Here is a 22,752-nt window from a genome sequence, read left to right as displayed (position 1 = left end):
AGACTGCCTTTGATCCGTTCACTTCTACTCTTGATACTGTTACTGCCCTTGCCGTTATGGGCGCAGACCAGCCCCCTGGCACCCCATACCGCCGAATATCAGGTCAATTATGGCGAAATCAATCTCGGTGGCGCCCGTTTTATGCTGTTGCCGCCAGAGGGCGACTTCTATCAATACAAGTTGGACAGCGATCTCAGCCTCTTGGTGCTGAGTGATAAACGCCATATCCGCAGTGAATTTACCTATCAGGATGGTCAACTGACGCCGCTGCGCTTCAGCCATCAGCGAACCGGTACAGGCCCCAACTTCAATGAGCAGATAGCCTTTGCCAAAGAGCAGGGCAAAATTTTCAGTCGCTACAAGGATGAAAAGAGCAAATTGGACTATTCAGGCACTCTCTACGATGCCCTGATGGTACAGCTGCAGTTTCGGCTGGATCTCGCCGCCGGCAAGGAGCCACTGGCCTATGAGCTGGTCAAGGACAACGAGATAGATGACTATAGTTTCAAGATAGTCGGCAAGGAGCGGATGACACTGGCAAGTGGCATCTATAACACGGTGAAACTGGAAGTGGTCCGCGACAGCAGCAAGCGGCAGACCTTTATTTGGATGGCGCCGGATCTCGGCTGGCTGCCGGTGCGCCTGACCCACTTTGAGTCAGGCAGCAAGCAGCTCGATATCAAGTTAGCCAAGCTGAGCCTGGGCTCGGAAGTCAATAACCAGCTCGCCAAGACGGAATAATTTCCAATCCCCCGGCGCCAACAGCTGCCAGTTTTCGTTGCCGGTCAGCGGCCGGGTGGCTATGACAGTGACCACATCCTTGGGGGTGGTCTGGGTGTCGAAATCAATTACCACATCCGTGTCTATCAGCTGCGCCCGGCCAAAGGGCGCCCGGCGGGTGATATAGCAGAGGTTATTGCTGCAATAACTCATCAGATAACGGCCATCGCTGAGGATCATATTAAACACCCCAAGCGTACGGATCTCCTCGGCAAGCTGGGCCACATACTCAAACACGGGCAAAATATCGTCCGGCTCGGATTCGCCGAAACGTTCGACCAGACGGCTCATTATCCAGCAAAAGGCCTGTTCACTGTCTGTGTCACCCACGGCCTGAAAGCGGCCGCTTTGAAACTTCTGCTCATAGTCAGACAACTGGCCGTTGTGGGCATAGGTCCAGTAACGCCCCCAAAGCTCGCGGGTAAAGGGGTGGGTATTTTCCAGCGAGACTTCACCGCGATTGGCCTGCCGAATATGGCTGACCACCACTTCACTCTTGATCGGGTATGACTTGATAAGGCTTGCCACATGGGACTGGCTGCTGGGGCTGGCATCCTTGAAGGTGCGGCTGCCCTTACCTTCATAAAAGGTGATCCCCCAACCATCCACATGAGGCCCGGTCACCCCGCCTCGCTCCGCCAGCCCGGTAAAGCTGAAGACAATATCCGTTGGCACATTGGCACTCATCGCCAGCAGCTCACACATCTTGTTTTTCCTGTCACTGAATCTGTTATTTCATTATCTGCGGCATTGTAGCCAAGCCGTGTCGGCAGGGGAATTATTGCTTGCAATAAAAAATTTAAACAATTGTTTGAAAAATGCTTGTATTCGATTTCGCTTAGGTTTAATTTTATTGCGACACAGGTCTGACCACATACTATAATTGTGATCTTGATCGCCCTCAAGCGAGGCGTTCTACACTGAATAAAGTGGTCGTTTTATTAAGGAGAACAAACAGTGACTACCCTACTATGGATCCTGGCATTGCTCTTGGTTTTAGGAGCAGCAGCGTACCTCAGAGTATCCCTGCTGACCGCAACCATAGCCGCCGCAGTGGTCATGGCAGCAGGCAGCCTGCTGGATGTAACTGGACTGATTAGCTGGATAATTTTCCTGGTTATTGCCCTGCCGCTGAACCTGAGTGCCTTCAGGCAGAGTGTGATAACCCGGCCATTACTTAAACTCTATCGCGGCATCATGCCGGAGATGTCTTCTACCGAAAAAGAGGCGATTGAAGCCGGTACTACCTGGTGGGAAGCCGATCTCTTCGCCGGTAATCCCAACTGGAAGAAGCTGCACAACTATCCGGTTGCCCGTCTGAGCGCCGAAGAACATGCCTTCCTGGAAGGACCTGTGGAGGAAGTCTGCCGCATGGTTAACCAGCATATGGTTTCCCATCAATTGGCGGACTTGCCTGCCGAAGTATGGCAGTTCCTCAAAGACAAAGGCTTCTTTGCGATGATCATCAAGAAGAAGTACGGTGGTCTGGAATTCTCTGCCTACGCCCAATCCCGGGTACTGCAAAAGCTGGCCGGTGTCAGCAGTGAACTGGCCTCGACCGTAGGTGTGCCCAACTCACTGGGCCCGGGCGAGCTGCTGCAGCACTATGGTACCCCGGAGCAGCAGGATCACTACCTGCCCCGCCTGGCCAAAGGTTTGGAAGTTCCCTGCTTTGCCCTGACCAGTCCTGAGGCCGGTTCAGATGCCGGCGCCATTCCGGATTTCGGTGTGGTCTGCAAAGGCCAATGGCAAGGTGAAGAAGTACTGGGGATGAAACTGACCTGGAACAAGCGCTATATCACCCTGGCACCTGTTGCCACAGTTTTGGGGTTGGCATTCAAGCTTAAAGATCCCGAGCATCTGCTGGGCGATAAGGAAGAGCTGGGCATTACCTGCGCCTTGATCCCGACCGATGTGGAAGGTGTGGAAACCGGCCGTCGCCACTTCCCGCTCAACTGTATGTTCCAAAATGGTCCTACCCGAGGCAAAGAGGTGTTTGTTCCTCTGAGCTTTATCATAGGTGGCCCGAAAATGGCGGGACAAGGCTGGCGCATGCTGGTGGAATGCCTGTCGGTTGGCCGCGGCATCACCCTGCCCTCCAACTCAGCCGGTGGCGTTAAAACCGCGGCTTTGGCAACCGGTGCCTATGCCCGCATTCGTCGTCAGTTCAAGCTGCCTATCGGTAAGCTGGAAGGCATTGAAGAGCCAATGGCGCGCATCGGCGGTAACGCCTATCTGATGGACGCTGTAACCTCCTTGACCACCACAGGTATTGATCTGGGTGAAAAGCCTTCCGTCATCTCGGCGATAGTCAAATATCACCTGACCGACAGAATGCAGAAATGCGTTATCGACGCCATGGATATTCACGGTGGTAAAGGGGTATGTCTTGGCCCCAACAACTATCTGGGACGCGGATATCAAGCGGCACCTATCGCCATCACGGTTGAAGGGGCCAACATTCTGACCCGCTCCATGATTATCTATGGTCAAGGCGCCATTCGCTGCCATCCGTATGTGCTGGCAGAGATGGAATCGGCCTTTGATAGCGACGTAAACCGCGGCCTGAATAACTTTGATGCGGCGCTGTTTGGTCATATCGGCTTTACTACAAGTAATTTTATCCGCAGCCTGTGGATGGGCCTCACCGGCAGTCGCTTCTCCAATGCGCCTTTTGCCGACAAGACCAAGCGTTACTACCAGCATATGAACCGCTTCAGTGCCAACCTGGCCTTGCTGTCGGATCTGGCGATGGCGACCTTAGGGGGTAACCTCAAACGGAAAGAGCGGATCTCTGCCCGCCTGGGTGACTTGCTCAGCCAGCTGTATCTGGCATCGGCAACCCTCAAGCGTTATCAGGATGAAGGCCGTCAGAGTGAAGATCTGCCACTGGTACAGTGGGCGGTTGAAGACGCGCTCTATAAGTTGCAGTCTTCTCTGGATGATCTGCTGGATAACTTCCCTGCTGGCCTCGGCGGCTTGCTGCGCCTGGTGTTGTTCCCCTTCGGTCGACCACTGAAGCGCCCAAGTGATGTGTTGGACCACAAGGTAGCCAAGATAATGCAGACCCCTTGCGCCAGCCGTGACCGTCTGGGCAAGGGACAATTCTGGGAAGCCTGCGACAATAATGCCGTAGGTATTCAGGAGCAGACCTTCAAAGACATACTGGCGGCAGAGCCCTTGTATGACAAAGTCTGTAAGGCTGCCGGCAAACGTCTGCCCTTCATGTGGCTGGATAAAGTGGCCGCCGAAGGCAAGGCGCTGGGTGTTCTGAGCGATGCTGAAGTGGCCCTGCTGGAGCGCGCTGAAATCGGCCGAATGAAATCCATCAACGTGGATGACTTTGACCCCGCCGAACTCAAGGCCCAGAGCCTGGAGCCGGAAAACCGCGAAGAACAAGCCGCATAAAGACTGTCGATAGTATTCAGCGGAAAAATAAAATGCCGTTCGCAATTGTGAGCGGCATTTTTATTGCCCTTCCCATTCTTCACTTCAATAGTTGGTCTTCATTCAAGATAACTAGCATCAAAACTTAAAGAATAAATGGGGACATTATTAACCCAGGCGTAAAAATTAGTCTACACAGCATTAAAATAGGTAAAACAATCAGATGATTGGCCCCTTATTCGGAAGTTAACAGTAGATCTCATTCCCAAGAAAATGACGCCTTTATGCTTGTCGTATAGATAGCGTTTTCTCTGTTAGCAAAACATCCTATTAAAAACGGCTATTAACCGTCGCTGATATCAAATTTTTACTTATAGACACAAAAAATCCGACAACCTGAAGTCGTCGGATTTAACTCTTTATGGTTCGGCTTTTCCCTATTTTATTTGGTCCAGCGGTCCATCCAGCCCAATACCTTGGCGTACCATTGCTCAAGGTTATTGGGGTTGAGGATCCAGTGGTTTTCATCCGGATAGATCAGCAACTCCGAAGGGATATTGTTGCGCTGCATATAGCTGAACGCCGCCAAACCCTGACCGTAAGGTACCCGGAAGTCTTTCTCACCGTGGATGACCAGCATAGGAGTCTTCCAGTTTTCCACATAGTTAGCCGGATTGAACTTCTCATAAAGATCCTTGGCCTGCTCGTAGCTGCCGCCAAACTCATGCTCAGGGAACCAGAGTTCCTCGGTCACATGATACATGGAGCGCATATCAAACAAGCCGGCGTGGTTAACCAGGCACTTGAAACCGTCGTTCCAGTTGCCCTGGATCCAGTTCATCATGTAACCGCCGTAGGAGCCACCGAGGGCACAGGCGTTATCAGCATCGATCCACTTCTGCTGTTTAGCAACCGCAGCCAGACCTTTTTGCAAATCTTCCAAAGGCTTACCGCCCCAGTCCAGGCTGATGGAATCGGTAAAGGCCTGACCATAGCCGGTAGAGCCGTGGAAATCCACCATCACCACTGCATATCCGGCACCGGCCCACAGCTGAGGATTCCAGCGGAAGCTGAAACTGTTGCCGAATGAACCTTGTGGGCCGCCGTGTACCAGGAAGGCCACCGGATACTGCTTGCCTTTCTTGAAGTTGGCCGGCTTGAGCCAGTAACCATAAACCTCTTCGTTGTTCCAGCCCTTGAAGCTGAACTGCTCGAACTCACCGAACTTGACCTTGTCCAGCTTGGCCTTGTTGACTTCAGTCAAACGGGTCAGGTTTTGCCCTTCCATGTTGATGGAGTAGAGATCGCCCGGTTCCACCAAAGACTTATGATTGATGATCAAACGATCGCCCGCCAGACCCACCAGGCTGTTACTGCCATCGTTGTAGATGGCGCGCACATCACCAAACTGGGTGTTGATGGCAAATACAGACACCTGGCCCAGATCCTGAGCCGTCACATACAGGGTGTTGTTATCTTTACCAAAGCTCAGCGAGGCCGGACTTCTGTCCCACATGGGCGCCACTTCCTTGCTCTGACCCGTGACTGTGTCTTTGAGCATGATGCGGTATCTGTCGGCCTCGAATCCGGGCTTTTTCATCGCCAGATAGGCCAGATAGCGACCATCGGCGGAAAACACCGGCTGAGCATCCCAGGCCTGGTTATCTTCGGTGAGATTCTTGGCCTTGCCACCTGTGACCGGCACCTGCCAGAGGTCGTAGTTGGTGATCCAGGCCTGATCTTTGCTCGGAGCCTTGGCACTGTAGACTATGTGTTTGCCATCCGGGCTGAATGTCACCTCTTCCATGCCGGAAAATGGCTTGGGTGGGGTTTCGGTATCCAGGCCCTTGGTCACATCCACCGGCTTACCCAGCTTGCCGTTTTCAAGCTGCGCCACAAACAGGTGATTACGGGCATGGTCAGACCAGGTGTCCCAGTGACGCACCATCAACTGATCGTATTCACGACCTGTACTCTTGCGCTCGGCTTCTTTATCAAACTTGGCTTTTGAACATTCCAGGGTGTCGCACTCGGGAAAAACACGAATGCTCATCACCACCTGCTTGCCATCGGCCGATAATTTGTAACCATCAATTCCCAAAGGCAAATCAGATACGGCCTGGGCTTCGCCACCGTCCAGTGGCAAGCGATACAGTTGGCTGCTGCCATCACGGGCGGCAATAAAATAGACTTGCTTGTCATCGTGGCTGAAGGCCACATCGTGCTCTGTACCCGGTGCAGAAGTCAGCTGCTTGGGCGCCGCGTTCTTGTCGCTGAGATCCAAAAGATAGAGATCTGAGCTGCTGCCATCGTCGGTAACCTTCTTCAGGCCGTAGATAAGCTTGGTGCCGTCATTGGATACAGCGGCAGAATGGAGTTTGTTGAGCTTGACCAGATCCTGGACAGTAAAAGGGGCTTTATCGGCAGCCAGCGCCGGCAAAGCCAGACCTGCGGCTACCAGCGCCATCAATAGTGGGTTGGTTTTCATTATAAATCTTCTTATTGGTTGTTGATTGCAATGCAAAAGGGGCCAATTGGCCCCTCAAGGTTCAGCTTAAGCCTTGGCGTTCTGGATATTCACCTTCCAGATTGCCGGGCCGGTTTCATGGGCATTCACCCCGTTGGAGTCAACCGCTACAGTAACAGGCATATCCTTAACGTCAAACTCATAGATGGCTTCCATCCCGAGATCTTCAAACGCCACCACGCGGGATTGCTTAATCGCCTTGGACACCAGATAAGCGGCGCCGCCGACGGCCATCAGATATACCGCCTTGTGCTTGCGGATAGATTCAACTGTGGCCGGACCACGTTCGGCCTTGCCTATCATGCCCATCAACCCTGTCTTATCCAGCATAAGATCGGTGAACTTATCCATACGGGTAGCGGTTGTCGGGCCGGCCGGGCCAACCACTTCATCACCTACCGGGTCGACTGGACCTACGTAATAGATGAATTTACCAGTGAAATCAACTCCTTCAGGCAAGCCTTCACCGCTTTCGATCAGGCTCTGGATCCGTTTGTGAGCCGCGTCACGGCCGGTGAGCATCTTACCCGAGAGCAGCAGAGTATCGCCGCTGTTCCAGCTTTCAATCTCTTCCTGAGTAACGGTATCGAGATTGACCCTACGCACGCTCTCACCCACTTCCCAGGTGATTTCCGGCCAGTCATCAAGGCTTGGCGGAGTCAGCTCGGCTGGGCCGCTGCCATCCAGATGGAAATGCACATGACGGGTAGCGGCGCAGTTGGGGATCATCACCACAGGCTTGGAGGCGGCGTGGGTGGGCGCTGTCTTGATTTTAACGTCCAGTACAGTAGTCAAACCGCCCAGGCCCTGGGCACCAATGCCTAAGTTGTTGGCGCGCTCGAAGATATCCAAACGCAGCTTCTCTTCCGTAGTTTCAGCGCCGCGTTCCATCAGTTCATGAATGTCGACGCTCTCCATCAAGGCTTCCTTGGCAAGCACAGCGGCTTTCTCGGCGGTGCCGCCAATACCTATTCCCAGCATACCCGGTGGACACCAGCCGGCGCCCATGGTTGGCAGTGTCTTCTCAACCCAGGCGGCAATATCGTCAGATGGATTGAGCATCACCATCTTGGCCTTGTTTTCACTGCCGCCACCCTTGGCGGCAATGGCCACTTCGATATGATCGCCGGGAACCATCTGAATATGCACCACAGAAGGTGTGTTATCGCGGGTATTCTTACGGCTGCCGGCCGGGTCGGCCACTATTGAGGCCCGCAGCGGGTTATCTGGATTGGTATAAGCGCGGCGCACGCCTTCATCCACCATCTGCTGCACTGTCATATCTGTCTTGTCCCACTGCACGCCCATTCCCAGATAGACATAACAAGTCACAATGCCGGTATCCTGACACAAGGGTCTGTGTCCTTCAGCGGACATGCGCGAGTTGATCAAAATCTGGGCAATTGCATCCCTGGCAGCCTGACTCTGCTCACGCTCATAGGCGGCGGCCATGGCATCGATAAAATCTTTGGGATGGTAATAGGAGATATATTGCAGGGCATCACTGATGCTGTCGATAAAGTCAGCTTGCTTGATTACAGACATGTTTGGCGCTCCATTAGCCTAAGGATCCGCCCCTTCAGCTCAGGATCAACACGCAATAAGTTTCAAGCCAAAGCCTTGAATTTCAGGCTCTGCTTGCCGGTTTTGCGACACAAAAATGCTCAAAACGACAGCAAAGCCGTGATACAACGCGTTTTCACCAAGGGCCAGGGGTGGTTTTATTAGTTTTTTGTGGCCGTTATGATACTCTTTCGTTCCTTTTTGGGCTACATCACATTTTCAGATAGGGTCGTTCGATGTACCAGCAGGCTATTTGCCCTCCCGCCATTCGCCTTCTTGACTGGCAATTATCAACCTTAGAGCTGTTTTCCCACTTCAGCGATGAGCCTTGGGCCATGCTGCTGGATTCGGCCGATGCCAAGCACAGTGACGCCAGATACGACATCATAGTTGCCGAGCCGATTGCCACTCTAGTCACCACAGGTGACACTACCCAAATCACTGAGGCGAGCGGCCTGCGGCGCTCAAATGACGATCCTTTTGCCTTGCTGCAACAACTGCTGCAACAGTATTTTCCCAATGCCATGCCAGTCAATCTGCCTTTCAGTGGCGGTGCGGTGGGCGCCTTCAGCTACGATCTTGGCCGCAGACTGGAAAAACTGCCCAAACTGGCCGCAGCCGATATCGCTCTGCCGGAAATGAATGTCGGTCTTTATGACTGGGCTCTTATTCGCGATAAGGAATTAAGGTGTTGGCAATTGGTGCACTATCGCGGCGAAAAGGCGCTAACTGAAACCCTGTCGCGGCTGACGTCCAAAGTCACAAACAGCCCCAATAAGCACCTTGACCAAAAAGCGTTCCGACTCAGCGGTGAGTGGCGCTCGCAGCTCAGCCGCGAGCAATATGGCGACAAGTTTGCCAAAGTGCAGCAATATCTTCACAGCGGCGATTGTTATCAGATCAATCTGACCCAAAGATTCCAGGCCGACTATCAAGGTGATGAGTGGCAAGCCTATCGTAAGCTCAGACAAGCCAACGGCGCGCCCTTTTCTGCCTTTATCCGCCTGGAGCACAACTGCATCCTGTCCATCTCACCCGAGCGTTTTATTGCCCTGGATTCCAATCGCCATATTGAAACCAAGCCCATCAAGGGCACCCTGCCTCGAAGTGCCGATGAACAGCAAGACAGGGAGCTTGCTAAACAGCTGGCTGGGTCGGAAAAAGACCGAGCCGAAAACCTGATGATAGTGGACTTGCTACGCAACGATATTGGCAAGGTCGCCAGCCCAGGCAGTGTGGCCGTACCGCATCTGTTTGCCATAGAAAGCTTTCCGGCGGTGCACCATCTGGTCAGCACAGTGACCGCCGAACTGGCAGCGGGTTATCAGGCCACAGACGTACTGCGGGCCGCCTTCCCCGGCGGCTCTATCACAGGCGCGCCCAAGATCCGCGCCATGGAAATTATCGAAGAGCTCGAACCCAGTCGCCGCTCACTCTACTGCGGTTCCATCGGATATCTGAGCCAGGATGGCAAAATGGACAGCAGTATCACCATTCGTACCCTGGTTGCCGATTCCGGGCAGCTCTATTGCTGGGCCGGTGGCGGTATAGTGGCCGACTCAGACGTGGATGCCGAATACCAGGAAACCTATGATAAAGTGAGTCGAATACTGCCGCTATTGACCCCGGAACCAGACAAGCCTTAGCCTGAAGCTTGCTATTTATGCTGATTGAGAGTTTTTGCGAAGACGGGACAGTAATGGCTTTGGTTATTGATTACTTCAATCGACTTCAAGGACACTATGGATAAAGACGAGCTGTTGACCCGTTTTCAACTCAGAGCCCTGAGTCGATACCATTCGAGTCCTTTGACCCCGGCCAAACTCAGGGCCGCCGCAGTACTTATCGCACTGGAGCCGGGTGTGCAGGGACCGGAGCTTATCCTGACCCAGAGGCCGAAGCATCTTAAGGCTCATCCCGGCCAGGTGAGCTTTCCCGGCGGCAAACCGGAAGCCGAAGATCAGAACCTTATCATGACAGCCCTCAGAGAGGCCGAAGAAGAGATAGGTTTGGCGCCGGACAATGTCGAAATCATAGGTCAACTTCCCAATCATCCCACCTTTACCGGCTTTGAGATCACCCCTGTACTTGGCTGGGTAAAATCGCCCTTTGAGGCACAAATTGACCCGGCCGAAGTGCAGGAGCTGTTTCGGGTGCCGCTGGCGTTTTTACTCGAAGAGGAAAATCGTCACACGGCGATGTTCGAGCGCCGCGGCCATTTCTACCCTGTCACCTTTATTCCTTATCGCAGACACTTTATCTGGGGCGCCACCGCGGCGATTATCGATATGCTCTGTCGGCAACTGCGCTAACAGCACAGCATAAAGGCAGTTAGATAAAGAAACGCAGATACAAGCCGGCGGCAGTGGATGAAAGCAACAGCAGCGGAATATTGAACCAGTAACCCAAACGGCTGTGATGAGCCACATACCAGTTGAAGGCAAGACTAATGAAACTTATGGCGGCGCAAGCCCAGATGATATATTCCAGCAACATGGTTTGCTGAGGGTCCCAGTACAAACGCACCGGCGCCCCCTTGCTGAAGAAATAGCCTACGGCCCTGTCCGGCCGCGCCTTATCAAATATCAGCAGGGCATAAATCGCCAGTGACCAACCAATAATCGACAGGCTCGCCAACAGATATTGAAAGATTTTGACCTTTTTCATCCAAACTCCTTCCGTCTGAAGGGGGATATTGTCCCCAGAATACCTTTTTCAGCTTGAGAAAAGCCACCAGCAAGGTAATATTAACCTCCAAATTTTTTCCTGTGTCATCAATATAGTCAGGGATTTGCCTGATTTCTGCTCTCGAACTATTTTCGGGGCCGAATTGAAGCATAAAACGTTTCATTGGAGAACTAAGCAATAATGAGCATTGCATCTGTCGCATCTGTATTTAAAGGCGAGCATGCGGTCGGTTCACAGGTCACTGTACGTGGCTGGGTAAGAACCCGTCGTGATTCCAAGGCCGGCATCTCGTTTCTTGCCGTCTATGATGGTTCCTGTTTCGATCCTATCCAGGGCGTGGTGCCAAATAGCTTACCCAATTACAATGACGAAGTGCTGAAGCTCACTGCCGGCTGCTCCGTGATTGTCACAGGTGAAGTGGTTGAAAGCCCTGGCTCAGGCCAGGACTTTGAACTGCAAGTCACCCAAGTGGAAGTCACAGGTTGGGTGGAAGATCCTGATACCTATCCTATGGCGGCCAAGCGTCACTCGGTTGAACACCTGAGGGAACTGGCGCACCTGCGTCCACGTACCAACATCATCGGCGCAGTGGCCCGGGTCCGTAACTGCCTGTCACAGGCGATTCACCGCTTCTATCACGAAAACGGCTTCATCTGGGTCTCTACCCCGCTGATCACCGCGTCAGACTGTGAAGGCGCCGGTGAAATGTTCCGGGTGTCGACGCTGGACATGGAAAACCTGCCACGCACCGCCGATGGCAAGGTAAATTACGAAGAAGACTTCTTCGGTAAAGAGGCATTTTTGACCGTATCGGGTCAGCTCAACGGTGAAACCTACGCCTGTGCCCTGTCGAAGATTTACACCTTTGGCCCAACTTTCCGCGCCGAAAACTCCAACACCAGCCGCCACTTGGCCGAGTTCTGGATGGTTGAGCCGGAAGTGGCTTTTGCCGATCTGAACGACATTGCCGGTCTGGCGGAAGCCATGCTCAAGTACGCCTTCAAGGCGGTGCTGGAAGAGCGGATGGACGACCTGCAGTTCTTTGCCCAGCGCGTCGATAAAGGCGTGATTGAGCGTCTGGAGAACTTTGTCAGCAGTGACTTTGCCCAGGTGGATTACACAGATGCGGTTGAAATCCTCAAAAACTGCGGTAAGCAGTTTGAGTACGATGTCGAATGGGGCATAGATCTACAATCCGAGCATGAGCGTTATCTGGCAGAAGTGCACTTCAAGGCTCCTGTGGTCGTGAAGAACTATCCAAAAGATATCAAGGCCTTCTACATGCGTCTCAACGAAGATGGCAAGACAGTGGCGGCGATGGACGTATTGGCCCCCGGCATTGGTGAGATTATCGGTGGTTCACAGCGTGAAGAGCGTTTGGACGTACTGGATATGCGCCTGGCCGAGATGAATCTCAACAAGGAAGATTACTGGTGGTATAGAGATCTGCGCCGTTACGGCACTGTGCCTCACTCAGGTTTCGGTCTGGGCTTCGAGCGTCTGGTGTCTTACGTTACCGGTGTGTCCAACATCCGCGATGTGATCCCCTTCCCTCGCGCCCCAAGAAGTGCCAACTTCTAACGAGTTCTTATCCCAAAAACGCGCTTTCGGGCGCGTTTTTTATTGGTTGAATATCAAGTTTGACTGTGGATTTTCACACCGGCTTAAAGGGCTGCACTCTGTCGCAAACCGCGCCAAGCAAAGGTTTGTCGTGGGAGATCACCAGCAGGGTCAACTGTTTATCACCGGCAATCTGCAGCAGTTGTTGCCAAAGCCTTTGCTGACTCACCATATCCAGCTGGGCCGTGATTTCATCACAGATAAGCAGCCGGGTTTCCGGCGCCACAGCCCTTAGAATATTGAGCCTTTGCAGCTCACCGCCGGAAAGGCCGCCGGGGCGTGATGCCAGCCAGCGCCTGAGTTCGGACTCGGCCACGCCGAGCATGGGCAAGAGATGAGCATAATCACGCCCCTGCCAACTCTCATTCAAGGATTGCGCCAGGGTCAACCTTGGGTTGAACGCCTGCTCCGGCTGCTGAATAACCCACTGAATGGGTGAAGGTCGGCCGCGAACCTGCCTGAGCGCCTGACTGCACTCAAGCTTTCCCGCCGCAAGCGGCATCAAGCCTGTGAGTATCGCCGCCATGGTGGACTTGCCGCAGCCACTGTCACCCCAGATCCCGAGAATTTCGGCGTGATTAATGGCTATATCAGGCAGCTCAATCACCTTGTGGCCCCGATAAGCCAAACCGCCACTAAGCGAGAGCAGCGGCGATAATGATGCAGAAGGCAAAAGCGCGCTTTCAAGCTCCAAAGCAGAGCCGGATTGAGCCGGTTTTGTTTGCAAAGAACTTAGACTCATGCGCGCCTCCGACAAGGCGAGTTGTTGAAACTCTCCAGGCTGTCACCATGGGGCTTTTGTTGACTAGCAGGTTGACTAGCGGCTTGACTAACAGATTGGCCAGCGAATTGACTAGCAGACTGGTTATCGAGTCGGCTATTAAGTTGACTCTTGAGCTCGCTCTTTGGTTCAGCATCAGCCAAGCGACAGCTGCCTGCCGGCCAGTTTTCCGGCAATGCCGCCAGCAAGGTGTGACTATAGCAACCGTCACTATAGCAGCCGTCACTCTCACATTCATCTCCCGGCTTATGCCCGGCAAGACTCGCCCGCAGACTGGCGCTATCCGTCACCTCGGTGAGCCTGCCGCGGCGCAGCAGATACAACTCGGCATCCAAGGCCAGCACGGCCCTGAGGTTATGACTGATAACCAGTACCGCCTTGGGGCTGGCGTCTAATCCCAATCGTAGCTGCAAGGCGCCGCTGGCAAAGTCGCTGAGTAAGGCGTAAAGCTCAGTGGCAGCAAGCTCATCCAGACCGCAACAAGGCTCATCGGCCAGCAATAGATCCGGCGCTTGCAATAGGGCCTGGGCCAATAATACCCGCCGGGCCATACCGCCGGAGAGCATGGGGGGATAAGCCGCCAGGATCTCCGCTGTAATACCCAGCTCGTCATACAGAGCCTGCCGGTAAGGGCGCATGGCATCATCACAGTACCAGTCGAGCAATTCGCTTATCTTAATGTTGGCGTCCAGCACCTGGGTACTCTGAGCGCAGAGCGCCGTCTTTTGTGGCCGCATCAAACCAGCGCATTGCATGGCTATGCCCTTTGGCAAACTGCCCATGATAGCCAGCGCCAGCAAGCTCTTACCGGCGCCGCTCTCACCGAGCACTGCGGTAACCTGTCCTGGAACCACCTCAATATTGAGCCCATCCAGCAAAGTTCTGCCACTGCTATCCTTGAGCGTTAAATCTGTCACTTGGGTATGAATGGCGACGACGGGTTTAACATCGCTTGAGGAAAGTAAATCACCTTTAGATCTCAAGGCATTGGTGCCCGGTAACTTAGGCGCAGCCATACCATCTCTGGCAAACTGGATCAGATTTTCGGCAAGCTTAGACAGCAGCAAAACAAAGCTCAGCAGCAAGATCCCGGGAAACAGCGCCAGCCACCATTGGCCAAGCAAGAGATAGCGATTGGCCTCAGCCAGCAGTTCGCCCATGGAGGGCGCATTGCTGTCGAGACCAAAACCAAGAAAGCTCAGCGCCGCGACATGAAGCAAGGCGTGCGGAAACAAGTTGAGCCCGCCAATCAGCCACTGTGGCATGATGTGAGGCCATAAATGGCGCATGCGGGTGCTGAATCTGGAGCCGCCAAACCCCAGAGCCAAACTGACATAAGGCTGAGCCAGGATTTCATCCATTTCCAGTAAGAGTAAACGGGTCAGTCTCGGCCAATGACTCAAAGCCAGGGCCGCAATCACCCCATATTCCTGTCCGCCAAAGGCCAACGCCAGCAAGATCAGCAGCAACAGATGTGGCAGCGACATACAGAGATCGCAGCAAAGCAATACAGCTTGACGCCACTTGGAGCCGGTTTGCGCCAGCAAGGCCAGCAGCAGTGCCAGCGAGCTGCTGAGCAGTACCGCCAGTGCGCCTATCCACAGACTTTTGAGCATAGCCGCGCCGCTACGCTCGGCCATATCGCGCCCAAGCCAATCCGTCCCCATGAGATGAGTCCAGGATGGCCCCTGACTCTTGGCCAGCAGGTTAAGCTCACTGGCATGGTTGCCAAATAGCAGGCATAGTGCCGTCAGCAACAGAAGTCCGCACATCGGCCAAAACCAGATGGTGGCGTGACTGCCATCCTTGGCCTGAAGGCTTTTCAAATAGAGTCTTAAACCGCCCATCATGCCTGTACTCCAGAGGCATGAGCCGAAAGTCCACTGAGCCTGCCGCGTTGCAATCTGGCGCTGATAAGCTCGGCGGCCAGGTTACCGCAAAACACAAACAGCGCCGAAAACAGGGTGATCCCCATCAGCAAGGGCGCATCGTTGCCGAGTCCTGCCTTGACCAAAGCACTACCGAGTCCGGGGAAGTTGAACACGGTTTCGGCGAGAATAGAGCCGCCAAACAGCTCGGCAAAAGAAGCAAAATGCAGCACTATCGCGGGCTTTAGACTATTGGCAAAGATATGCTTCTTGAATACCGCCAGACGACCTTTGCCGTGACTTTGGGCATATCCCACATATTCGCTGTGGTAGAGATCCAGCACCTTTTCCCGGGTGTGCAGCACCAAGGGTGAGAGTTGGCTCAGCGTCAGGACAGTCAACGGCAAAGCGAGATGTAACAACATGCTGCCAAGGCTCTGCTCGGTAAAACTCAGCCCCAGCGGTGCAGCGCAGCACACGGGTGTCCAGGCCAGAGAGACAGAGAACAGGCTTATCATGATCATCGCCAACCAAAATGACGGAATGCTCGAAAGCAGCCAGGCAAAGCGTCGCAGCCAGCGATCGCAGAAACTCCCTTCGGTGATGGCACACAGTAGCCCCAGGCCATAACCAAGCAGCAGAGCCACCCCCCAGGAGAGCGCCATCAACAGCAAGGATAGCGGCAAGCGCTCGGCAATCACTTCGGAAACGCTCTGGCGAAACACCAGGCTCTGGCCCAGATCGCCACTCAGCAGAGCGGAAAAGTAGCTGGTGATCTGCTGCCAAAGTCCTGTGTCCAACCCCAGCTCGCGGATCATCTGGGTGCGCTGGGCATCGGATACCGCCAGCAGATTACCGCCCAGGTAGTGAATTAAGGGATCGAGCGGCGACAAGGACAAGAGCACAAAGGCCAGCAAACAAGCAAACAGCAATAGCAGCGCCAGCCGCAGAGACCGCAACAAAGCCCCCTGCCAGCAGACTGAAGACCAGTTTTGAGGTGCTATCGGCTTGTTGGCAGACAACATTGGTTTCATGGACATTGCCAGCGCCACTGGTTGATATTATTGGTGATCGGCCAGCCATGACCGTGAGGTTCCACCAAGGGTTGCCCCAAGTCGAGACAAGGGTTGGCGGCATACAGATGTTGCAGATTCACCAGCCAGCTCCAGGGTACATCCAGGCTTATCTGTTGCTGTACCTGTTGCCAGAATGCAATCGCAGTTTCGACAGAGTCGGCCTCGCGAGCCTTTTCCAGCGCCTTATCGACCAGCGGGTTTTGATAGTAGCCGGAGTTGAAATAACCTTTGCCGGCATTGCGGCTATCGTAGACAAGCGCCATTTCATTGGCCGAAAGGCTGCCAAAACCAAAGAGCACCGGCGCCTGATGCATCACCCGATAGATATTTTCCCAGCTGTCCGCCTTGGGCTCCAGCTGGAATCCGGCCATTCTGGCCATCTGGGCACTGGCCAGCGCCAACTGCTCACGTATGCTGTCACCGGCCAGATAGTAGAGCGGGAATGTCAGCCGTTGCCCATCCTTTTCACGAATGCCGTCCGCGCCAAGCAACCAACCGGCGTTGGCCAAGAGCTCTGACGCTTTCAGTAAACGCTGCTTCATCTGCCAATCAGCCCAACCTGGAGCCGCGCCGCCCCATGGCAAGTCATCAGCAATTGACCAGGCCGCTCTTGCGTAGCCCCCCAGCAGATTATCAACCAGTTGCTGGCGGTCGATGACCATATCGAAGGCTTGGCGCACCGCCAGTTCACTGGTGACCGGGTTATCTTCCGCTCGCATCGGCCAGGCAATGCCGCGGTTATCGACACTGGTTTGTGACCACAGGCGATAATTGCCCTGCGCCATCAAAGCATCGGCATATCTGGGCGCCAGCGCCGAGAGCTGCAATTGTCCGGTCCTGAGCATGGCAAAACGACTGTCTTCGTCGGCAAAGACGATGACCAATTTGTCGAAATAGGGTTTTTTCAGCAGCGGATGGTCGGGATCGGCACTCTGATATTTGGGGTTGGCTTCCAGGATCAGCTGCTGCCCCTTATCCCAGCGGCGCATTTTATAAGGCCCCGAGCCTATGGGATGCTGACCATAATCCGGGCCGTAACTGTCGCTCGGCACTATCGCGAGCTCAGCCAAGGTATCGATAAAGCCAATATCTGCCTGCTTAAGGGTGAATTCGACTTGCAGTTCAGACTTTTGTTCCACCTTGACCAAATTGGACAAGTCCTGCATACCGGCCGCTTTGCTGGCCTGCTCAAAAGTAAAGGCGACATCTTCTGAGTTAAGCGAACTGCCATCGCTGAAGACCAGATTGGGCCTCAAGGTTACTGTCCACTTGAGCCTGTCGGGGCTCAAGGTCCAATCGCTGGCGATATCACCGATAAACTCACCGCCACCAGAGCGGCGCAACAGGGCAGATTGAATGAGCGGATTATTGTAGCGCCCCCAACCTAGGATGGGGTCAAAGCCACCATCGGGCTCCGCGCCCAGCACCATGACCAAAGGCTCCGGGATAGCTTTCGCTATCAATTGGAAAGGCAAAGCTGCCGTCAACAGAGTAAACAGCACCAGTCCCATAGTTGATGTTGTCGACCTGAATACATGTTTTGACTGTGCAAGTTTCTCTAACCTTTGCAGATTGGAGCGGCAAATGGGTTTGCTCTTGGAATTGATATAAGCAGATGAAAACAACACCTGAAACTCCCGAACCTGGCTAAAATTTTAGACTCGTTGACGGATATGATGGCGGTTCCGTGGCAAAGTGATATTAGCTTGTATGTTGGTTTGCCAAGGAGAAGATCGCAATTCAAGTTCAGTGCATAACCAGATTATTTGAGCCGAACCGGAATTATTTATATAAGCTACAGATCCGGCCAATGGATACAGCAGGAAATGATAAAGCTCGCGTAATTGCTTAACTAGGCTTGTTTATTAAACGCCCACAAAGCATTTTCAGTGTTATGTTCGACTGGAACCTAACGCTACCCGCCGATGTTACTTATTTATTTTTAGTAACACTACCCCGATTCCTCTCAGTGTGACAGCACAAAAAACAGACAAAGATAAAAAGTTTGCGGTAGATCACACCCATTGAAAATGGAAAAGGACATTTTGTGGCAAAGCTTGTGTAAGCTCTACTAACCAATAGTGTTTTTCTGAAGAAACAGTCATGACAGATGAGACTCAACGTTTTACCGTATCCCTACCCCAATCACTGTTTGAAGAGATAGAAAATGATAGCCGCGAGCGAGGCTATCAATCCCGTTCAGAATATATTCGCGATCTGTTTCGCGACAGGATAGTTGATAAGCAATGGAACAACAGCAAAGAGGATGTTGTAGGTGTACTGACCTTGGTTTTCGATCATCATCAGAGAGGTTTGTCAGAAAAGCTGATTGAAATCCAGCACAATCATTTAGTACACGTGCTCTGCAGTACCCATGTCCACGTAGACCATCATAGGTGCCTGGAAACCATTATCCTCAAAGGTCAGGCTTTTGAAGTGAATAAGTTGGTCAATCAAATAGCAGCACTGAAAGGGGTTAATCTCGCGCGTTTAAGTCGTGCCGGAATTATCTGATATTGCATAGCGCCCACTGTCAAGCACACCTTCTTGTATTGCCTGCAAAGTCATTGCCATAAGCCACTATCCTGCTATGGCAATGACCGCATGAGACGCAAGTCTTAATGCAAATGCTGACGTTAAGTTCCTTGGTACTCCAAACCTATGTTGAACTCAATAGATAGACGGCATGCCTTCCGGGCGGGTACGCAGCACCTTAAGAAACCACATATATTGCTCGGGATAGGCGGTAATCACCTGCTCCACGGCCTTGTTTAATGCAATGGCCTCATTTTCCTTACCTTGCATCGACTCGGGGGCAATCGCCGGCATAACCGTCAAGCGAAAACACCTGACTTGGTCGTCATAGCCAATTTTCACCGGCATCACCTGGGCGTTACCTGCCTGCGCCAAGCGGCCAACCACAGGCAAAGTAGCCTTGACTGTTCCTAAAAATGGCGCAAATACGCTCTGCTCCGGTCCCAAGTCTTCATCCGGCAGATAGAAGAAACTGTTGCCCTGTTTCAGCTCAGCCAACAAGGCCCGGATCCCGGCTTCACGCATATAGATATTGCCGCCTTGCGAGCTACGCATACGGTTATTGAACCAGTTGAACAATTCATTTCGATGCGCTTTGGCCATGGACACCATGGGCAAGTCCAAATTAAGTCTCAGACCGGCATACTCTATGCCCCAAACATGAGGCATGATAAAGATAATCGGCTGTCCGGCTTCACGGGCAGCCGCGATATGTTCTTCACCCTCGACCAGCACTCTTTTGCGAATATAAGCGCTTGGCATCAAAATCAGCTCAGATTGAGCCAGCAGCGTCATTACAAAAGCTTCGGTATTGCGTTCCAGCAACTGCTCGATTTCCAACTCACTCTTATCGGGGAAACAGGCTTTAAGGTTGGCTCTGGCTACACTTATCGGTTTATGGGCGACACGTTTAACCAAACGCGACAACCCGCGGGCAATAGGATCTCTAATGAGAGCCGGCAAGAGACCAAACAAAACCAGTACGCCAATCGCCAACCAACTACCCCAAAATCTGGGGTGCAGCAATGACCAACGGAAGCGCCTATCGAAGTATTTGCCTTTCTTAGGCTTGGAAGGTGTATTTGACAAGGTTTAACCCCTGGGTTTAATCCCAATGCAATGCCAAACCAGGCATTAAAAATGCGACACAACAGGGTAGAAGCACTTTCTATAGACACAAACAGGGAAGCCACCCACAGGAGCGGCTTCCCTGTTCTAAATTACTGACCGAGCAGTTATTTGCCTTTGTTAGCGGCTTCTACGCGACTCTTCAGTTTCTGTCCCGGACGGAATGTCACCACCCGACGGGCAGAAATTGGGATATCCTGACCTGTTTTGGGATTCCTTCCCGGTCTTTGATTCTTATCCCTAAGGTCAAAGTTGCCAAAGCCAGATAACTTGACCTGCTCACCATTTTCAAGCGCGGTTCGGATCTCTTCGAAAAACGCTTCAACCATCTCTTTTGCTACCCGCTTGTTAATGCCAAGCGTTTCAAAAAGATGCTCTGCCATTTCGGCCTTGGTAAGTGCCATACTTTAATCCCTCAACGATGCGTTGAACTCGGACTTGAGCGCAGAAACCACTGTATCAACCATCTCAGCAATCTCTTTTTCCTCAAGTGTACGAGCGTTATCTTGTAACGTAAGTGCGATCGCCAGACTCTTTTTGCCCTGCTCTACACCTTTACCTCGGTATACATCGAACAAGTTTAAGCCAACCAACTGATTTTCGCCAACTTTTCTTATCAGCGTCATCACTTCACCTGCGGCGACTTCTTCATCAACCACTATGGCGATATCGCGGCGATTGGCTGGAAACTTAGATACAGCCTGGGCTTGCGGCAATTTAGCCTGCAACAAAGCGTCCAATTCCAGCTCAAATACTATGGTTTTGCCATTCAGCCCAAAAGGCTTTTCGAGGCTGGGATGGACAGCACCTATATAGCCTATGACCCGATCATTTCTCAATATTTCAGCACATTGCCCCGGATGCATAGCCGGATGCTGCGCTCCTTTAAAACTAAATTCAGCTTCGGAAACTGTCAAGCCAATAATGGCTTCTAAATCACCTTTAAGATCGAAGAAATCAACGGTTTTCGACTCCATGCTCCAGTGTTCATCACTCTGAGGGCCGGCGATCACCGCGCCCAGCATGGTCTGTTGTCTTACGCCGGATTCTGCTTGTGCATCAGGAATAAAGCGTAAACCTGTCTCAAACAGGCGTACACGAGCCTGCTGACGAGCCTGGTTGTAACCCACGGCATTCAGCAATCCAGTGAACATGGACAGACGCATGGCCGACATTTCACTGGAAATCGGGTTAGGTAATACCATAGCTTCGCTTTCGGGGTGAACCAGTTTTTGCAACTTGGGATCCACAAAGCTGTAGGTGACGGCTTCCTGGAAACCCCGTGCCACCAACAAAGCTCTTACCCGGCTCAATTTCAGATCCGCTTCTTTATGATCTGTCATAAAGAGGCGCGCCAGTGGCGCCGTATTGGGGATATTGTTATAGCCGTATATGCGGGCAACTTCTTCGATAAGGTCTTCTTCAATTGCCATGTCGAAACGGTAAGTGGCGGTTTTCACCTGCCAGTCACTGCCCTGGTTTTCAACCTGGAAGCCCAAGCGGGTCAGAATTTGTTCAACATCTGTGTCATCGATATGATGTCCGAGCAATTTATCCAGTTTGCTGCGACGCAGTTTAATGTCGACAGCCTTTGGCAGATGCGCTTCGCTCTTGGCCTCAACCACAGGACCGGCTTCGCCGCCACAGATATCCAGCACCAAACGGGTGGCTCTATCCATAGCCTTATGCTGCAGCTCTGGGTCAACGCCGCGTTCAAAACGATGCGAAGAGTCGGTATGCAGTCCAAGACGACGGGCCTTGCCCATGATAGCCAGCGGCGCGAAGAACGCACACTCAAGCATGATATCGCGGGTTTGCTCGCTGACACCGGAAGCCTCACCACCGAAGACACCGGCCAGGGCCAATGCCTGGCTGTTATCGGCAATCACCAACGTATCTGCCGGTACGGTAATTTCGTTGCCATCGAGCAGAGTCAGTTTCTCTTCACCATTACCCAGGCGTACCTTGATGCCGCCGTCAATCTTATCCAGATCAAAAGCATGCATCGGCTGGCCGAACTCAACCAACACATAGTTGGTGATATCCACGATAGGATCTATCGAGCGAATACCGCTGCGGCGCAGTTTTTCCACCATCCAGTCAGGCGTTTGCGCCTTGACATTGACATTGCTGACCACCCGGCCCAAATATCTTGGGCAAGCTTCCGGGTTAGCGACCTCTATTTCAACTGTACGCTCACTACTGACGTTGGCAGCTTCCCAGCTTGGCTCGGTCACGTTAAGACGGTTGAGCACGCCCACTTCGCGGGCCAGTCCCACCATACCCAGGCAATCGGCGCGGTTGGCGGTCAGATCCACATCGATAATCACATCATTGAGCTGAAGATATTCGCGAATGTCTGTACCAATAGGCGCGTCCAGCGGCAGCTCAATAATGCCGTCGCTTTCTATCTCTATGCCCAGCTCGCCATAAGAGCACAGCATGCCATGTGAAGGCTGTCCACGCAGTTTGGCTTTCTTGATTTTGAAGTCACCGGGCAGCACGGCACCGACAACGGCCACAGCAACCTTGAGTCCCTGACGGCAGTTAGGGGCACCGCAAACAATATCCAGCAGTTCTTCGCCACCGACATTGACCTTGGTGACCCTTAGCTTGTCGGCATCCGGGTGTTGACCACATTCAACCACTTCACCCACTACCACGCCGGAAAAGTCACCGGCAACGGCAATGACGTCGTCCACTTCCAGGCCGGCCATGGTGATTTGATGAGTTAATTCGTCACGGCTAATCGCAGGGTTAACCCACTCACGAAGCCAGGATTCGCTGAATTTCATAATA

Annotated in this window: 17 protein-coding genes; 6 read left to right on the top strand and 11 right to left on the bottom strand. The window is 52.9% G+C overall.

Annotated features, from left to right (window positions below; translation table 11 throughout):
• Positions 1-12: 12 nt before the first annotated feature.
• Positions 13-741 (top strand): DUF3108 domain-containing protein, encoded by a 729-nt coding sequence (locus ACMHXE_RS08195; protein ID WP_260847941.1) that lies wholly within the window; start codon positions 13-15, stop codon positions 739-741.
• Here ACMHXE_RS08195 and ACMHXE_RS08190 read toward each other — a convergent pair.
• A complete protein-coding gene (locus tag ACMHXE_RS08190; protein ID WP_025009668.1) occupies positions 685-1,485 on the bottom strand; it encodes a class II glutamine amidotransferase in 801 nt (266 codons plus the stop codon). The two genes, ACMHXE_RS08195 and ACMHXE_RS08190, sit on opposite strands and share 57 nt — an antisense overlap.
• 252 nt (positions 1,486-1,737) lie before the next feature.
• Here ACMHXE_RS08190 and fadE point away from each other — a divergent pair, with 252 nt between their 5' ends.
• Positions 1,738-4,188: an acyl-CoA dehydrogenase FadE gene (gene fadE, locus ACMHXE_RS08185; protein ID WP_101056294.1), complete on the top strand. Its 2,451-nt coding sequence runs from the start codon at positions 1,738-1,740 to the stop codon at positions 4,186-4,188.
• 421 nt (positions 4,189-4,609) lie between these two features.
• On the opposite strand, the gene ACMHXE_RS08180 is transcribed toward fadE, so the two are convergent.
• Both ACMHXE_RS08180 and ACMHXE_RS08175 read right to left on the bottom strand, forming a co-directional pair.
• The gene (locus ACMHXE_RS08180; protein ID WP_224866578.1) at positions 4,610-6,655 is read right to left on the bottom strand and encodes an alpha/beta hydrolase family protein; all 2,046 of its coding nucleotides are present in this window, start codon (positions 6,653-6,655) and stop codon (positions 4,610-4,612) included.
• Positions 6,656-6,721: 66 nt separating this feature from the next.
• Positions 6,722-8,239 (bottom strand): fumarate hydratase, encoded by a 1,518-nt coding sequence (locus ACMHXE_RS08175; protein WP_129978547.1) that lies wholly within the window; start codon positions 8,237-8,239, stop codon positions 6,722-6,724.
• Positions 8,240-8,493: 254 nt separating this feature from the next.
• On the opposite strand from ACMHXE_RS08175, the gene pabB reads away from it, so the two are divergent.
• Together pabB and ACMHXE_RS08165 are read left to right on the top strand one after the other, a co-directional pair.
• On the top strand, positions 8,494-9,903 hold the full coding sequence (gene pabB, locus ACMHXE_RS08170) for an aminodeoxychorismate synthase component 1 (protein ID WP_101056292.1): 1,410 nt from the start codon (positions 8,494-8,496) through the stop codon (positions 9,901-9,903).
• Between the two features lie 96 nt (positions 9,904-9,999).
• Positions 10,000-10,569, top strand: coding sequence for a CoA pyrophosphatase (locus tag ACMHXE_RS08165; protein WP_100143750.1), 570 nt, complete (start codon positions 10,000-10,002; stop codon positions 10,567-10,569).
• 19 nt (positions 10,570-10,588) lie between these two features.
• Here the strand turns inward: ACMHXE_RS08165 and ACMHXE_RS08160 are convergent, their stop codons facing one another.
• On the bottom strand, positions 10,589-10,924 hold the full coding sequence (locus tag ACMHXE_RS08160) for a hypothetical protein (RefSeq protein WP_039035279.1): 336 nt from the start codon (positions 10,922-10,924) through the stop codon (positions 10,589-10,591).
• Positions 10,925-11,125: 201 nt separating this feature from the next.
• Between ACMHXE_RS08160 and asnS the strand changes: the two genes are divergently transcribed.
• The gene (gene asnS / locus ACMHXE_RS08155) at positions 11,126-12,526 is read left to right on the top strand and encodes an asparagine--tRNA ligase (RefSeq protein ID WP_039035280.1); all 1,401 of its coding nucleotides are present in this window, start codon (positions 11,126-11,128) and stop codon (positions 12,524-12,526) included.
• Between the two features lie 73 nt (positions 12,527-12,599).
• Here the strand turns inward: asnS and ACMHXE_RS08150 are convergent, their stop codons facing one another.
• Genes ACMHXE_RS08150 through ACMHXE_RS08135 form a run of 4 tightly spaced genes read right to left on the bottom strand, consistent with a single transcriptional unit; the run spans position 12,600 to position 17,801 of the window.
• Positions 12,600-13,307 (bottom strand): ATP-binding cassette domain-containing protein, encoded by a 708-nt coding sequence (locus tag ACMHXE_RS08150; protein ID WP_224866572.1) that lies wholly within the window; start codon positions 13,305-13,307, stop codon positions 12,600-12,602.
• Positions 13,304-15,196 (bottom strand): ABC transporter permease subunit, encoded by a 1,893-nt coding sequence (locus ACMHXE_RS08145; RefSeq protein ID WP_413731936.1) that lies wholly within the window; start codon positions 15,194-15,196, stop codon positions 13,304-13,306. The genes ACMHXE_RS08150 and ACMHXE_RS08145 overlap by 4 nt, the downstream gene beginning before the upstream one ends.
• Positions 15,193-16,254 carry an ABC transporter permease gene (locus tag ACMHXE_RS08140; protein WP_413731934.1) on the bottom strand — a complete coding sequence of 354 codons (1,062 nt, stop codon included), beginning with the start codon at positions 16,252-16,254 and terminating at the stop codon, positions 15,193-15,195. Before ACMHXE_RS08140 ends, ACMHXE_RS08145 begins: the two co-directional genes overlap by 4 nt.
• Positions 16,245-17,801, bottom strand: coding sequence for an ABC transporter substrate-binding protein (locus tag ACMHXE_RS08135; RefSeq protein ID WP_413731932.1), 1,557 nt, complete (start codon positions 17,799-17,801; stop codon positions 16,245-16,247). Before ACMHXE_RS08135 ends, ACMHXE_RS08140 begins: the two co-directional genes overlap by 10 nt.
• 592 nt (positions 17,802-18,393) lie before the next feature.
• On the opposite strand from ACMHXE_RS08135, the gene nikR reads away from it, so the two are divergent.
• Positions 18,394-18,804 (top strand): nickel-responsive transcriptional regulator NikR, encoded by a 411-nt coding sequence (gene nikR, locus ACMHXE_RS08130; RefSeq protein ID WP_101056289.1) that lies wholly within the window; start codon positions 18,394-18,396, stop codon positions 18,802-18,804.
• Between the two features lie 156 nt (positions 18,805-18,960).
• Here nikR and lpxM read toward each other — a convergent pair whose 3' ends face one another.
• The 3 genes from lpxM to pheT all read right to left on the bottom strand — a co-directional run bounded on the left by lpxM (position 18,961) and on the right by pheT (position 22,748).
• Positions 18,961-19,914, bottom strand: a complete 954-nt coding sequence (lpxM, locus tag ACMHXE_RS08125) for a lauroyl-Kdo(2)-lipid IV(A) myristoyltransferase (RefSeq protein WP_165565024.1) — start codon at positions 19,912-19,914, stop codon at positions 18,961-18,963.
• A gap of 146 nt (positions 19,915-20,060) precedes the next feature.
• On the bottom strand, positions 20,061-20,357 hold the full coding sequence (ihfA, locus tag ACMHXE_RS08120) for an integration host factor subunit alpha (RefSeq protein ID WP_025009628.1): 297 nt from the start codon (positions 20,355-20,357) through the stop codon (positions 20,061-20,063).
• Between the two features lie 3 nt (positions 20,358-20,360).
• Complete coding sequence (gene pheT / locus ACMHXE_RS08115; RefSeq protein ID WP_101056287.1) at positions 20,361-22,748, bottom strand: phenylalanine--tRNA ligase subunit beta; 2,388 nt, start codon at positions 22,746-22,748, stop codon at positions 20,361-20,363.
• Between the last annotated feature and the right edge of the window lie 4 nt (positions 22,749-22,752).

Source organism: Shewanella sp. BJSY2023SW007 (genome assembly GCF_047314525.1).
Taxonomy (GTDB): Bacteria; Pseudomonadota; Gammaproteobacteria; order Enterobacterales; family Shewanellaceae; genus Shewanella; species Shewanella chilikensis.
This window is presented reverse-complemented; position numbering and strand designations above follow the sequence as displayed.

What these genes read in the sequence shown, in the direction of transcription:
- ACMHXE_RS08190 (WP_025009668.1), bottom strand. Translation starts at nt 1,485, where the DNA reads ATGTGTGAGCTGCTGGCGATGAGTGCCAATGTGCCAACGGATATTGTC.
- ACMHXE_RS08180 (WP_224866578.1), bottom strand. Translation starts at nt 6,655, where the DNA reads ATGAAAACCAACCCACTATTGATGGCGCTGGTAGCCGCAGGTCTGGCT.
- ACMHXE_RS08175 (WP_129978547.1), bottom strand. Translation starts at nt 8,239, where the DNA reads ATGTCTGTAATCAAGCAAGCTGACTTTATCGACAGCATCAGTGATGCC.
- pabB (WP_101056292.1), top strand. Translation starts at nt 8,494, where the DNA reads ATGTACCAGCAGGCTATTTGCCCTCCCGCCATTCGCCTTCTTGACTGG.
- ACMHXE_RS08165 (WP_100143750.1), top strand. Translation starts at nt 10,000, where the DNA reads ATGGATAAAGACGAGCTGTTGACCCGTTTTCAACTCAGAGCCCTGAGT.
- ACMHXE_RS08160 (WP_039035279.1), bottom strand. Translation starts at nt 10,924, where the DNA reads ATGAAAAAGGTCAAAATCTTTCAATATCTGTTGGCGAGCCTGTCGATT.
- asnS (WP_039035280.1), top strand. Translation starts at nt 11,126, where the DNA reads ATGAGCATTGCATCTGTCGCATCTGTATTTAAAGGCGAGCATGCGGTC.
- ACMHXE_RS08150 (WP_224866572.1), bottom strand. Translation starts at nt 13,307, where the DNA reads ATGAGTCTAAGTTCTTTGCAAACAAAACCGGCTCAATCCGGCTCTGCT.
- ACMHXE_RS08145 (WP_413731936.1), bottom strand. Translation starts at nt 15,196, where the DNA reads ATGATGGGCGGTTTAAGACTCTATTTGAAAAGCCTTCAGGCCAAGGAT.
- ACMHXE_RS08140 (WP_413731934.1), bottom strand. Translation starts at nt 16,254, where the DNA reads ATGTCCATGAAACCAATGTTGTCTGCCAACAAGCCGATAGCACCTCAA.
- ACMHXE_RS08135 (WP_413731932.1), bottom strand. Translation starts at nt 17,801, where the DNA reads ATGGGACTGGTGCTGTTTACTCTGTTGACGGCAGCTTTGCCTTTCCAA.
- nikR (WP_101056289.1), top strand. Translation starts at nt 18,394, where the DNA reads ATGACAGATGAGACTCAACGTTTTACCGTATCCCTACCCCAATCACTG.
- ihfA (WP_025009628.1), bottom strand. Translation starts at nt 20,357, where the DNA reads ATGGCACTTACCAAGGCCGAAATGGCAGAGCATCTTTTTGAAACGCTT.
- pheT (WP_101056287.1), bottom strand. Translation starts at nt 22,748, where the DNA reads ATGAAATTCAGCGAATCCTGGCTTCGTGAGTGGGTTAACCCTGCGATT.